This is a genomic window from Streptomyces sp. NPDC002690, from assembly GCF_053592415.1.
In genome coordinates this window covers 18378-30736 of sequence record NZ_JBSFVR010000006.1, presented here as the reverse complement: position 1 = coordinate 30736, position 12359 = coordinate 18378, and the positions used below count along the sequence as shown (strand labels likewise).

The following is a 12359-nucleotide window of genomic DNA, read 5'->3' as shown; positions in this document are numbered from 1 at the left end:
CCATGCAGTTCGGACGCACCTTCGAGGAGTTCGAGGTCGGCGCGGTCTACAAGCACTGGCCCGGCAAGACGGTCACCGAGTACGACGACCATCTGTTCTGCCTGCTCACCATGAACCACCACCCGCTGCACATGGACAGCAACTATGCGGAGAACACGACCGACTTCGGCAAGAACGTGGTCGTCGGCAACTACGTGTACTCGCTGCTGCTGGGCATGTCGGTGCCGGACGTCTCGGGCAAGGCCATCGCCAACCTGGAGGTGGAGTCGCTCCGGCACATCGCGCCCACCTTCCACGGCGACACGATCTACGGCGAGACCACCGTGCTCGACAAGACGCCGTCGAAGTCCAAGAGCGACCGGGGCATCGTGTACGTCGAGACCCGGGGCTTCAAGCAGGACGGCACCGTCGTCTGCGTCTTCCGGCGCAAGGTGATGGTCCCCACGCAGGAGTACATCGAGGCACGCGGCGGCGAGCAGCCCGGCCGCCCGACTCCCGCCCCCGCCAACTAAGCGAAGTCACAGGAGAAGCCGTCATGAGCCGACTCGCCCGGACCGCAGGTCTGACCGACGTCCAGGAGGAAATCCTCTCCACCGTACGGGACTTCGTCGACAAGGAGATCATCCCCGTCGCGACCTCCCTGGAGCACCGCGACGAGTACCCGACCGAGATCGTCGAAGGTCTCAAGGAACTGGGCCTGTTCGGGCTGATGATCCCGGAGGAGTACGGCGGGCTGGGCGAGTCGCTCCTCACCTACGCGCTCTGCGTGGAGGAGATCGCGCGCGGCTGGATGAGTGTGTCGGGGATCATCAACACGCACTTCATCGTGGCGTACATGCTCAAGCAGCACGGCACGCAGGAGCAGAAGGACACCTTCCTGCCGCGGATGGCGCTCGGAGAGGTGCGCGGCGCCTTCTCGATGTCGGAGCCCGGCCTGGGCTCGGACGTGTCGGCGATCACGTCGAAGGGTGTCAGGGACGGTGAGGAGTACGTCCTCGACGGTCAGAAGATGTGGCTCACCAACGGGGGGACCTCGACCCTGGTGGCCGTTCTCTGCCGGAGTGACGAAGGACACCCCGAGGGGACGCCGCCGCACAAGTCGATGACGACCTTCCTGGTGGAGAAGGAGGCCGGCTTCGGGGAGGTCAGGCCCGGACTCACCATCCCCGGGAAGATCGACAAGATGGGCTACAAGGGCGTCGACACCACCGAGCTCATCATGGACGGACTACGCATTCCGGCCAATCGGGTCCTGGGTGGCACCACCGGCCGAGGGTTTTACCAAATGATGGACGGAGTCGAGGTCGGGCGGGTCAACGTGGCGGCACGTGGCTGCGGAGTCGCTCAGCGTGCATTCGAATTGGGCGTTTCGTACGCCCAGCAGCGTCAAACTTTCGGAAAACCGATCGCCCAGCACCAGGCCATCCAGTTCAAATTGGCTGAAATGGCCACCAAGGTCGAAGCGGCGCATGCGATGATGGTAAACGCGGCCCGCAAAAAGGACTCCGGGGAACGTAACGACCTGGAGGCAGGGATGGCGAAGTACCTCGCCTCCGAATACTGCAAGGAAGTCGTCGAGGACGCCTTCCGCATCCACGGCGGCTACGGCTTCTCCAAGGAGTACGAGATCGAGCGCCTCTACCGCGAGGCTCCGATGCTGTTGATCGGTGAGGGTACCGCCGAGATCCAGAAAATGATCATTGGCCGCCGACTCCTGGAGGAGTACCGCTTGCAGGGTTGATCGTCCCTTAACGGGCGATTTGGCCGCGAAGAAGATCACACCCAGTGATCCTGGGGCGGGGTCTTCCAGCGGTCCGACTCGGCTGCTGGCTTGCCCAGTTGTGGCCACCACCCGATAGCATCGACGGAAAGCCGCCGTCCCCCGTTGCCAGCGCGGCATCATCCGCTACGAAGGTCATTCATGCCCGACAGCCCTACCTCCGCAAACCGCGGCGGGGTCCGCATCGCTCGCGGAGCATCGCCGTGGCTCCTCCCGACCGTCGCCACCGCGGCGCTCAGCCTGACCCGGGCGCGCAAGTCCGGCCGCTGGGCGGCCGTCGCCGTGCCCACCACCGCGCTCGCGGCGGGCATGCTGTGGTTCTTCCGCGACCCCGAGCGCGAGATCGCGCAGGGCCGGGTCATCTCCCCGGCCGACGGTGTGGTGCAGAGCATCATGCCGTGGAAGGACGGGCGCACCCGCGTCGCGATCTTCATGAGCCCGCTCAACGTCCACGTCAACCGCGCTCCGCTGGCCGGTACCGTGACGTCGGTCGAGCACGTCCCGGGCGGGTTCGTCCCGGCGTTCAACAAGGAGAGCGAGAACAACGAGCGCGTCGTCTGGCACTTCGACACCGAGCTCGGCGACATCGAGATGATCCAGATCGCCGGCGCCGTCGCGCGCCGCATCGTGCCCTACATCCCCCAGGGCACGAAGGTCGAGCAGGGTGAGCGCATCGGCCTGATCCGTTTCGGCTCGCGCGTCGACATCTACCTGCCGGAAGGCATCGAGGTCGCGGTCGAGGTCGGCCAGGCCACCACCGCGGGGGTGACTCGAATTGACCGTGGTTGATCCGGACACCCAGGCCGACTGGGTGCCCGAGGCGGCTGAGGACGGTGCTGGGGACGACGCCCAGGACATGCCCCTCTCACTGCGCCTGTCGATAGCGGACACCCTCACTCTCGGCAACGCCACCTGCGGGTTCATGGCGGTGTACTTCACCACCACGGGCATTCTGATCCCGCACCTCACGGGCAGTGACGAGTCCGGCATGGCGCGTCACTCCGCGGCCACCGCGGTGATCCTGATGCTGATGGCGGCCGTCTTCGATCTCTTCGACGGACTGGTCGCCCGCAAGCTTCGGTCGTCGCCGATGGGCGCGGAACTGGACAACCTCTCCGACCTCATCAGCTTCGGTCTCGCCCCGGCGTACTTCGTCCTGGTCTACGGGATGGTCGCGGACGACGCGCACCAGCGTGTGTCGGCGCTCGCGGCGATCGTGGTGCTGCTGGCGGTGGTGCTGCGGCTTGCGCGATTCTCCTGCGTGACCTTGAAGGACGGCATGTTCCAGGGCATGCCCAGCCCCTTCGGAGCGCTGACGGTCGTCTCGATCGTGCTCCTGGAGCTGCCCTTCGTGCCCACCCTCCTCGCGATCGTCGGGGTGGCGTGGCTCATGGTCAGCCGGGTCGAGTACCCGAAGCCGCGCGGAGTGCTCGCGGTGGCGATGCTCGGCTGGATCGTGGCCGCGATGGGGCTCCTCGTCGCCTGGGCGTTCGACGCCCCGGGCGGTCAGCTGCTCCTCCAGACCGGCTGCGCGCTCCAGGTCGTGCTGGGCGCGGTGATCCCGCTCTTCGCGACCGCGCGGCGGGTGAACACCTTCCGCGGCAACCGGCGTGAGGCGCGCGCGGCCCAGCTGCCTTAGGGCGTACGCAGAACGCACGAGAGGCCCGGATGCCATGAGCATCCGGGCCTCTCGCACGTCCGGGCACGGCTTACGCGGGCTTTCCGGCCGCTCCGCGGGCTCAGCGGCCCGGGACGGCGGCTTCCACGGCCCTCTTGATACGGAGCCCGAAGGCGGGTGCGTCCTTGCGCGCGGCCTTGACGGCGAAGCCGACCAGCAGCTTGCCGACGCCGTGGCCTTCGAGGACGTTGTAGATCCGCACCCTGGTCCCGCCGTTCCCGGTGGCCTCCAGGTCGTACCCGCCGTCCGCGGCGGTGACGACGTTCTTCGACTTCTCCTGCCAGCGGACCCGGGTCGGAGCCACCAGTTCCGTGATGGCGAATTCCCGCTGGGTGGTCATTCCGGCGTCCTTGACCGTCGAGCGGAACGTCGTGCCGACGACCGTGGGACCGGCCGGAGACTTCTCGATCTTCTGCACGCGTGGGCTGAAGTCCCGGTCGTTCCCGCCGTCGGCGAGATAGGCGAAGACGTCGTCGATCGGACGGTCGATCTCCACGATCGCCTCGAATTGCGTGGCCATGGGTTCCTCCTAGGGGAATGCGCCCAGTCTTCGGTGCGCGCTCCCCGGGCGCACCCGGAACGGCTGCCTCCGGGTGTCCCGCCGCAAGGTCGCAACGTCGCAGAGCCGCCGGGCCTCGGGGCCTCGGGGCCTCGGGGCCTCAGGGCCTCAGGGCCTCAGGGCCTCAGGGCCTCAGGGCCTCAGGGCCTCAGGGCCGCCGGTCGGCAGAGCCACCGGGCCGCGGCGTCAGCCGAGTACCTCGTGGCGGAAACACCAGCGCCACTCCTCGCCCGGCTCGTGGGAGCGCATGACGGGGTGCCCGGAGGTCTCCCAGTGGGCGCTCGCGTGCCGCAGTGGCGAGCTGTCGCAGCACGCCACCCGGCCGCAGGTCAGACAGAGCCGCAGATGTACCCAGTCGTCCCTGCCCACCGCCAGGCAGTCGGCGCAGGCGTCGGCGGGAGGGGCGGGGGCCGTGTCCTGGCTCACCCGGTCCAGATCGTCGCAGAGGGCCATGTGCCGAGCGTACGACCGGGGCGGGTGGGCGGCAGGGCGGGGAGATGCGGGCAGACGCGCGTTCGGTCCCGCGCGCCGGCGATTCCGAGGGGGCGTGCGCCGAGCCGGACCGGGGTGTCCCGCCGCGCGAGCCGGTGCACCAGGTGCCGGCTCGCACCGCACGAGGCCGGTGGGGCTGCTCGGAGAAAGCTTGGTTTCCCCGAGCAGCCCCAACGCGGCTCAGAGGTCGTCCGAACCCGGGTACTCCTGGGTTCCTCACGACGCTTCGGCCTGATCGGCGTGGTCGTCGGCCCCGGCGGCATGTCCTGCGGCCCGGCCGACGGAGTCGCGCGCTTCGTCGGCACAGGGCGCCGCGACGTCACAGCGGCGGCCGGGGTTCCCCGGTGGCCGATCGCGCTCACCGCCGGCGGCTGTTCACTTCTGGCGGCTGAGGAACTCCTCGACCTCGTCCCGTGCCGGCAGCGAGGACTGGGCTCCTGCGCGCGTGGTGCTCAGCGCGGCGGCGGCCGAGGCCCAGCGGACGGCCTCCGCGAGCGGGCGGCCCTCGGAGAGCCCGACCGCCAGCGCGCCGCAGAAGCAGTCCCCGGCCGCGGTGGTGTCCTTCGGGTCGACGCGGAAGGCGGGCAGGTGCAGGTGTGTGGTGCCTTCCAGCAGCAGGACACCGTCGCCACCGAGGGTGACGACGACCGCGCCGGCTCCGCGCAGCCTGCGGGCGGCCGCGACGACCTCGTCGATGGTGCGGGGGACGGCAGTCCCGGTGAGCGCGGCCAGCTCGGTGCGGTTGGGCACCAGCAGGTCGACGTGGGGCGGCGGGGTGGTTCCCGGTGTCACCGGCGCCGGGTTGTACAGCACCGTCCCGCCGGCCAGGCGGGCGGCGGCGTGGTTGGCCTCGTCCGGGACCTCCTGCTGGAGGACGGTGACGGCCGCCCGGCGCAGGACGTCGGCGGCGGCCTCGCAGTCGGCGGCGCCGAGACGGGAGTTGGCCCCGGGGCTGACGATGATGGTGTTCTCGCCGGCCGGGGAGACGGCGATCATCGCCCGACCGGTGGCGGTGCCGGCGGTGGTGCGCACGTGCGTGATGTCGACGCCCTGGCCGCCCACGGCGCCGGTCATGACCTGGCCGGCGTCGTCGTCGCCGACCCGGCCGACGAAGGAGACCTCGGCGCCGAGGCGGGCCACGGCGACGGCCTGGTTGGCGCCCTTCCCGCCGGGGTGCTGGGCGATGTCGCCGCCGAGCACGGTCTCCCCGGGCACGGGGTGCCGCGGTACGGGGGCGACGAGGTCGAGGTTCAGGCTTCCGACGACGGCGATCACTGCTGGTTCCTCACGCTGTGGGGTGGTTGTGGTCACGGGGTCGCTGCGGGGGCACGGGGCTCGCCGGGTGGGAGTCCGGTGCCGCGGCGCGGCCGGGCGTGTGCGGCGGGCCGGGTGCGGCCTGCGGGGGTGTGCCGGCGGGCGGCTGGACGCTGGAGGCACGGACCGCCAGTTCCGGTGCGAGTCGCACCGTGCGCACCTTCCGGGCACCGGGGGTCCCCGCGGCGGCCGGGCGGCCGGTGTCCAGCCTCTTCGCCAGCACCGCGACGGCTTCGGCGGCGAGTTCGTGGACCGGCTGACGGACGGTGGTCAGCCCGGGAGCGGTGAGCGAGGCCATCGGCACGTCGTCGAAGCCCGTCACCGCGACCTCCCCGGGCACGTCGGCGCCCAGCTCCCGCAGGCGTTGCAGCGCCCCGATGGCGATCAGGTCATTGGCGCAGACCACGGCGTCCGGGCGGGACGGCCAGAGCCGGTCGATCGCGGTCCGGCCCCAGGCGACGGAGAACTCCCCGAGTTCGACCAGGGCCCGCTCGCCGCCGGGGAAGAGCCTTCCGGCGTTCGCCTCGAAGGCGGCCCGGCGCTCGGCGGCGGCCGAGTCGGTACCGGCGGCGCCGATGAAACAGGGCCGGCGTCTGCCGGTGGCCGCCAGGTGGTCCAGGACCAGGGCGATGCCCGCGGTGTTGTCGACCGCGACCAGGTCCGCGACGCCGGGTCCGCAGCCGCGGTCGAGCAGCACCAGCGGCACCCGGTCGGCCGCGTCGGCCACCGCGGGCCGGCTGAGGTGTTCGTCGACGGGGACCACCAGGATCGCGTCGACCCGTCTGCCCAGGAGGTCGGCGATGCGGCCGGCCTCCACACCGGGGTCGTCGTCGCAGTCGGCGAGCAGCGCGGCCCGTCCGACCCCGTGCAGGGCGTACGTGAGCTCCCGCACCAGCGACGGGTAGAACGGGTTGGTGATCTGCGGCAGTACCAGGCCGACGGTGCCCGTGGACCGGCTGCGCAGGGAGCGCGCGACCTGGTTGGGCACGTAGCCGAGGGTCTCGGCGGCGGCGCGTACCCGGGCCGCGATCTCCTCGCCGACCGGCCGTGTGCCGGCCATGACACGGGAGACCGTCGCCACCGAGCAACCGGACAGCGCTGCGACGTCCTTGAGGGTCACCTCGCCCACCGGGCAGCCTCCTTGCTTGCCACGGCCCGCCCTGCGGCGAACCCCGTCATCCTTGACGAGGGCAAACGTTATCACTCGAAAGCGCCTGGGCAAAGGGGTGTTGAAATGACCTCAGCACCGCCCTGACCAGTGGTGACTGTGATGCGTGCCTCATGCATTGACAATCTGGGGCGGGAATGAGCAATCTCTTGGGAGAACGATTTCCCGACGTCCTCCCGACGTTGCGACCCGGGTCCGCGCGCCGTCCTCCCGGAGGGTGGTACGGACCCGCCGACCCGGCTCCGGCGACCTGCCGAGCAGCCGTGCGCTCCCCGTTCGTACCGCTCCACGGTCACGGACGGGGGCGGGCGTGGCGCTTCACGGGCCGGCCGTAGGGCCGGTGTCGCAACCGCCGACGGGCTCACGCCCGGGACGGGCGGGGAGTCGTTCCCAAGGGTTCTGCCGCCGGTCCGTCCGGCGCGCATCCGCACACCGTCACAGCCGAGCAAAGGGGCTCATGTTGACCAGGAAGATCATCCTCGATTGCGATCCCGGACACGACGACGCGATCGCCATGCTGCTGGCTCACGGCAGCCCGGGCGTGGAGCTGGTCGGCGTGACCACGGTGGTCGGCAACCAGACGCTGGAGAAGGTGACCCGCAACGCCCTGTCGGTGGCGCGGATCGCCGGTATCACCGGTGTGCCGTTCGCGGCGGGCAACCCCCGCCCCCTGGTCCGCGAGATCGAGACGGCCCCGGACATCCACGGCGAGTCCGGCCTGGACGGTCCGGTCCTGCCCGAGCCCCGGACCGAGCTGGACCGGCGGCACGCGGTGGACCTGATCATCGACCTCGTCATGTCGCACGAGCCGGGCGAGATCACCATCGTGCCGACCGCGGGGCTGACCAATATCGCCATGGCGGTCCGCAAGGAGCCGCGCATCGCCGAGCGGGTCCGCGAGGTCGTCCTGATGGGCGGCGGCTACCACGAGGGCAACTGGAGCGCGGTCGCCGAGTTCAACATCATCATCGACCCCGAGGCCGCGCACATCGTCTTCAACGCGGGCTGGCCGGTCACCATGGTCGGCCTCGACCTGACCCACCAGGCGCTGGCCACCCCGGAGGTCCGCGAGCGGATCGCCGCCGTCGGCACCCGCCCGGCCCGGTTCGTGGGCGAACTGCTCGACTTCTTCGGCGACATGTACCTGGAGGCGCAGGGCTTCGAGCACCCGCCGGTGCACGACCCGTGCGCCGTGGCGTACGTGATCGACCCCGACGTCATGACCACGCGCAGGGTCCCGGTCGACATCGAGCTGCACGGCTCCCTCACCCTCGGCATGACCGTCGCGGACTTCCGCCGGCCGGCCCCCGAGGACTGCCGCACCCAGGTCGCCGTCACCCTCGACCGCGACCGCTTCTGGGGCCTGGTCGTCGACGCGCTGGAGCGCATCGGCGAGGGCGGCGACCCCGACGGCGACAAGGCCGTCCCCGCCCCGGAGCGTGAGCAGGCGTGAACGTCTCCACCGCACCCGTCACGCCCGACGCGAAGGGCGCCGTCCACGGCCGTCCGGCACGCGTCGGCGCGCTGATGGTCGCCCTGCTGGTGGCCTGTTTCGCCTTCCAGCTCAACGCGAGCATGCTCAGCCCGGCCCTGACGGACATGGCGGAGTCGCTGCACACCACCTCGTCGTCCATCGGCAGCACCCAGACCGCGTTCTTCACCTCCGCGGCCGTCTTCTCGCTGTTCCTGCCGCGCCTGGGCGACCTGATCGGCCGCCGCCGGGTGCTGACGGGCATGCTCGCGCTGATGGTGGTCGGCTGTGTGATCTCCGCGCTGGCCACCAACGTCCCGGTGCTCTTCGTCGGCCGTGTGCTCCAGGGCGTCAGCGGGCCGGTCGTGCCGCTGTGTCTGATCATGCTGCGCAACGAGGTCCGGGAGCCGAAGATGTACGGCACCCTGCTCGGCGTCATCACCGCGGTCAACGGCGGCATCGCCGGTATCGACTCCGTGGCCGGCGGTTCGCTCACCGACCACTTTGGCTTCGGCTCCGTCTTCTGGACCATGGCCGTGGTCGCCGCGCTCGGCGTCGTGCTCGTCGCCACCCTCACCCCCGAGTCGAAGGCCACCGCGGGCGACACCCGCATGGACTGGCCGGGTGCCCTGTTCCTCGCGGTCTCGGTCGGCACCCTGCTGCTCGCGCTCGACGAGGCCGGCAAGCTGTCCGCCGCGAACTGGACGTACGCGGTGCTCATGGCGGTCGTCGCGGTCGTCGCGTTCGCCCTGTTCTGGCGCAACGAGGGACGGGCCGCCCAGCCGCTGGTCGCCCTGCACCACCTGCGGCGCCGCGCCACCTGGTCGCTGCTGGCCTGCACCCTGCTCACCATGACGGGTGTCTTCGCCGTCATGAACGGCTTGGTGCCCGCCTTCGCCCAGAACGCCGAGGCCGGCCTGGGCATGTCCGCCACCGGCTCCGCCTGGTGGACGCTCACCCCCTACGCCCTCGCCGGATTCGCCATGGGCCCGCTGGCCGGCCGCGCCGCGGCCACCTGGGGCTACGGCCGCGTCCTGCGGGTCGGCCTGATCGGCTCCGTGATCTCCGTCGCGGTCCTCGCGAGCACCCTGCACACCGGTTCGCGCGCCTGGCTGCTGATCGGCTCCCTGCTGGTCGGCATCACCTACGCGGGCATCGGCAACATCATCCTCAACGGGCTGGGCATCGTCCTCTCCCCCGACGACAACCCGGGCTTCCTGCCGGGCCTGAACGCGGGTGCGTTCAACCTCGGCGCGGGCCTCAGCTTCGTCGTCCTGGACGCCGTCCAGAGCGCCGTCCACCCGTCCTCGGCCGGCTCGACGTCCGGCTACTCCACCGCGATGATCGCCGGAATCGTGCTCATCGTGATCGCTCTCGCGGTCTCGTTCCTGATCCCGAAGCCCGCGCGGGCCGAGGTCGACGGGTAACTCCACCCACACCGGGAGCGGTCCGCGGCCCCCGACCCGCACACGGCCCTGTGCCGTGCGCCGGGCCGGGGGCCGCGGACTTCGTCGTGCGGGTGGGCTACTTCAGGGTGTACGACTCCGCCGCCGGCGATACCGCAGCCGGGCGGATCACCTTCAGGCCGCCCGGGACCTTCGTGTCGGGCTTCATGATGACGCTCTGCCGGGTGGAGGGCGCCTTCGGGTCGGTGAAGTCGTGGGACATACCGAAGTCGGCGCCGTACCCCTTGATGGTGAGCAGCGCCTTGTCGACGCCCTCACGGGTGAGGTCCTTGGCGTCACACGCCTTCTTCAGGGCCTCGCCGTAGACGGAGGCGGCCGTCCACCCGGCGACGACGCCGTTGTCGAGGCCGTCCTTCGGGTACTCGGCGGCGTACTCCTTCGCCAGCTTCGACGGCCCCGCGCCCGGGTCACCGATGGGCAGGGTGGAGGCGGCGACGTAGTAGTCGCCCAGCAGTGCGGGGCCGGCCGGGGTCGCCAGCAGCTGCGGCGCGAAGGCGGAGTTGTTGCCGACGACGGGAACCTTGAAGCCGGTCGCGGCGGCGACCCCGACGAGCGAGGCGGCCTGGCGGGGGCCCGCGCTGACGATGATCGCCTTGACGCCCGCCTGCTTGAGCGCGGAGACCTGCGCCGTCATGTCGTTGTCGGTGGGCTTGATCTTCTGCTCGACGACGGTGAGGCCGGACTGCTCGGCCGCGTACTTCGCCCCGGCGAGCGCGTTCTCGCCGTAGTCGCCCTCGAAGTACACCTGGCCGATCTTGTCGCCCTTGGCGATGCGCTTCTCGGTGAGCAGGTAGTCGATCAGGTTGATCGTCTCGACGTCGTAGGTGGCGCCGATGACGCGGACGTACGGGGAGCCGAGCAGGTTGGCCGACCACGCCTGCGGCAGCACCAGCCCGTGGTCCTGGCCGTCGACGCGCTGCTCGACGGCGGCGACGAACGGGGAGCCGATGAACTGGGTGAAGCCCAGGACCTCGGGTTCGAGCTCGGTGTACGCCGCGATCGCCTTCTGCGGGTCGTAGCCGTGGTCGCGCACGGTCAGCTCGATCTTGCGGTCGCAGATGCCGCCGGCGGCGTTGGTCTGCTTCACCCAGAGCTGCTGGGCCTGGGTGACGCTCTTGCCGAGTGACGCGTACACCCCGGTCATGTCGGTCAGCGAGCCGAGGGTGATGGCCGAGTCGGTGACGCCCTGGCCGGTTTTGATGCCGCCCTTGTCCGCCTCGGTGTCCTTCCCCTCGGTGGCTTTTCCGCTGCACCCCGCGAGGGTGAGGGCGAGAGCCGCGACGACGGCTCCGATTGCACGCTTTCTCATTTCTTCTCCCCTGTTTTCTTCGGACGCGTAAGGCCACCGGGCATGAACAGGACCACCGCGACGATCGCGGCGCCGTAGAGATAGCGGGACGCCTCGCCGGGTGCGATTCCGCCCGTACCGGGGGCGGAGACCAGCGGGAGGGACTCGCTGTAGTGGGTGAGCACCTGCGGGAGCAGGGAGACGAAGGCGGCGCCGACCACGGCGCCGGCGACCGTGCCGAGACCGCCGATGACGATCATGGCGAGGTACTCCAGCGAGAGGGCCATGCCGAAGTACTCGGGGACGGTCCGCTGGAAGACGAGGGCGAGCAGTACGCCCGCCAGGCCCGCGTACATCGACGAGAGGACGAAGACCCCGGCGCGGTACCGGGCCACCGGGACGCCCATCACCCCTGCGGCGATCCGGTGGTCCCGGATGGCGTTGAGCGCGCGGCCGGGCCTGCCGCGCAGCACGCCCCGGGCGAACAGGCCGCTGAGCAGGAGGGCGGTGAGCGACAGGTACCAGAGTTTCTCGGAGGACTCGAACGGCACTGCGGCGACGACGAGTTCGGAGTCGTCGAAGGTGAACCCGAACACCGACAGCGGGGGCACGGCACGGCCGTTGAATCCGCCGGTCAGCGAGCCCGCGTTGAACAGCACGTGCTGGCCGATGAAGATGAGCGCCAGGGTGGCGATACCGAGGTAGGCGCCGCGCAGGCGGCCCGCGATCGGGCTGAAGATCCCGCCGGCCAGCCCGGCCAGCGCCACGGCGAGAATCGCCGCGAGCCAGGTCGGCAGGCCCAGTCCGGTCAGGGTGTGGCCGTTCTCGTCGCTCGGCTCCCCCGCCAGAAGGCAGTAGCCGTACGCGCCGACCGCGAGGAAGAAGGCGTGTCCCATGGACAGTTGGCCGGTCGCGCCGGTCAGCAGGTTGATCCCGATCGCGCCGATCGCGGCGGCCATGGCGAACAGCCCGGCCTGGAGCCAGAAGCGGTCCAGGTAGAAGGGGAACGCCAGGAGCAGCAGCGATCCGGCGAGCCAGAGGTACGGACGCGGGCCACGGAGGCGTTCGAGGTAGCCATGGGCCGCAGGGGGCTTCGTGCCCGGCGCGGTCGGCGGGGTGAGCAGGACGGGCGCGCTGTCACGC

General features: G+C 70.8%; 12 protein-coding genes. 6 read left to right on the top strand and 6 right to left on the bottom strand.

Translation table 11 applies throughout. The features are described 5' to 3' along the window. The first annotated feature begins 2 nt into the window (after positions 1-2). The 4 genes from ACWD3D_RS01740 to pssA all read left to right on the top strand — a co-directional run bounded on the left by ACWD3D_RS01740 (position 3) and on the right by pssA (position 3419). Positions 3-512 (top strand): MaoC family dehydratase, encoded by a 510-nt coding sequence (locus ACWD3D_RS01740; RefSeq protein ID WP_266711712.1) that lies wholly within the window; start codon positions 3-5, stop codon positions 510-512. Between the two features lie 23 nt (positions 513-535). After that, entirely contained in the window at positions 536-1741 is a 1206-nt protein-coding gene (locus tag ACWD3D_RS01735) for an acyl-CoA dehydrogenase family protein (protein WP_451458925.1), read from the top strand. A 180-nt stretch (positions 1742-1921) separates the two neighbouring features. After that, positions 1922-2569: a phosphatidylserine decarboxylase gene (locus ACWD3D_RS01730; protein WP_451458924.1), complete on the top strand. Its 648-nt coding sequence runs from the start codon at positions 1922-1924 to the stop codon at positions 2567-2569. Beyond that, the gene (gene pssA, locus ACWD3D_RS01725; protein WP_451458954.1) at positions 2562-3419 is read left to right on the top strand and encodes a CDP-diacylglycerol--serine O-phosphatidyltransferase; all 858 of its coding nucleotides are present in this window, start codon (positions 2562-2564) and stop codon (positions 3417-3419) included. The genes ACWD3D_RS01730 and pssA overlap by 8 nt, the downstream gene beginning before the upstream one ends. Before the next feature lie 100 nt (positions 3420-3519). Here the strand turns inward: pssA and ACWD3D_RS01720 are convergent, their stop codons facing one another. The 4 genes from ACWD3D_RS01720 to ACWD3D_RS01705 form a co-directional block, all read right to left on the bottom strand. Then, on the bottom strand, positions 3520-3978 hold the full coding sequence (locus tag ACWD3D_RS01720) for an SRPBCC family protein (RefSeq protein WP_451458923.1): 459 nt from the start codon (positions 3976-3978) through the stop codon (positions 3520-3522). A gap of 225 nt (positions 3979-4203) precedes the next feature. Beyond that, positions 4204-4470, bottom strand: coding sequence for a UBP-type zinc finger domain-containing protein (locus ACWD3D_RS01715; RefSeq protein ID WP_451458922.1), 267 nt, complete (start codon positions 4468-4470; stop codon positions 4204-4206). 414 nt (positions 4471-4884) lie between these two features. Beyond that, positions 4885-5784 carry a ribokinase gene (rbsK, locus tag ACWD3D_RS01710; RefSeq protein WP_451458921.1) on the bottom strand — a complete coding sequence of 300 codons (900 nt, stop codon included), beginning with the start codon at positions 5782-5784 and terminating at the stop codon, positions 4885-4887. 10 nt (positions 5785-5794) lie between these two features. Beyond that, positions 5795-6952: a substrate-binding domain-containing protein gene (locus ACWD3D_RS01705; protein WP_451458920.1), complete on the bottom strand. Its 1158-nt coding sequence runs from the start codon at positions 6950-6952 to the stop codon at positions 5795-5797. 499 nt (positions 6953-7451) lie between these two features. On the opposite strand from ACWD3D_RS01705, the gene uriH reads away from it, so the two are divergent. Then, positions 7452-8444, top strand: coding sequence for a uridine-preferring nucleoside hydrolase UriH (gene uriH / locus ACWD3D_RS01700; protein WP_451458953.1), 993 nt, complete (start codon positions 7452-7454; stop codon positions 8442-8444). Then, on the top strand, positions 8441-9889 hold the full coding sequence (gene uriT, locus ACWD3D_RS01695) for a uridine transporter UriT (protein ID WP_451458919.1): 1449 nt from the start codon (positions 8441-8443) through the stop codon (positions 9887-9889). The genes uriH and uriT overlap by 4 nt, the downstream gene beginning before the upstream one ends. Positions 9890-9986: 97 nt before the next feature. Here the strand turns inward: uriT and ACWD3D_RS01690 are convergent, their stop codons facing one another. Together ACWD3D_RS01690 and ACWD3D_RS01685 are read right to left on the bottom strand one after the other, a co-directional pair. Beyond that, positions 9987-11237 (bottom strand): ABC transporter substrate-binding protein, encoded by a 1251-nt coding sequence (locus ACWD3D_RS01690; protein ID WP_451458918.1) that lies wholly within the window; start codon positions 11235-11237, stop codon positions 9987-9989. Then, the gene (locus tag ACWD3D_RS01685; RefSeq protein WP_451458952.1) at positions 11234-12340 is read right to left on the bottom strand and encodes a branched-chain amino acid ABC transporter permease; all 1107 of its coding nucleotides are present in this window, start codon (positions 12338-12340) and stop codon (positions 11234-11236) included. The genes ACWD3D_RS01690 and ACWD3D_RS01685 overlap by 4 nt, the downstream gene beginning before the upstream one ends. Positions 12341-12359: the final 19 nt, after the last annotated feature.

Excerpts from the sequence above, each read along its gene's own strand:
- ACWD3D_RS01730 (WP_451458924.1), top strand. The coding sequence starts at position 1,922 with ATGCCCGACAGCCCTACCTCCGCAAACCGCGGCGGGGTCCGCATCGCT.
- ACWD3D_RS01720 (WP_451458923.1), bottom strand. The coding sequence starts at position 3,978 with ATGGCCACGCAATTCGAGGCGATCGTGGAGATCGACCGTCCGATCGAC.
- ACWD3D_RS01690 (WP_451458918.1), bottom strand. The coding sequence starts at position 11,237 with ATGAGAAAGCGTGCAATCGGAGCCGTCGTCGCGGCTCTCGCCCTCACC.
- ACWD3D_RS01740 (WP_266711712.1), top strand. The coding sequence starts at position 3 with ATGCAGTTCGGACGCACCTTCGAGGAGTTCGAGGTCGGCGCGGTCTAC.
- ACWD3D_RS01735 (WP_451458925.1), top strand. The coding sequence starts at position 536 with ATGAGCCGACTCGCCCGGACCGCAGGTCTGACCGACGTCCAGGAGGAA.
- ACWD3D_RS01715 (WP_451458922.1), bottom strand. The coding sequence starts at position 4,470 with ATGGCCCTCTGCGACGATCTGGACCGGGTGAGCCAGGACACGGCCCCC.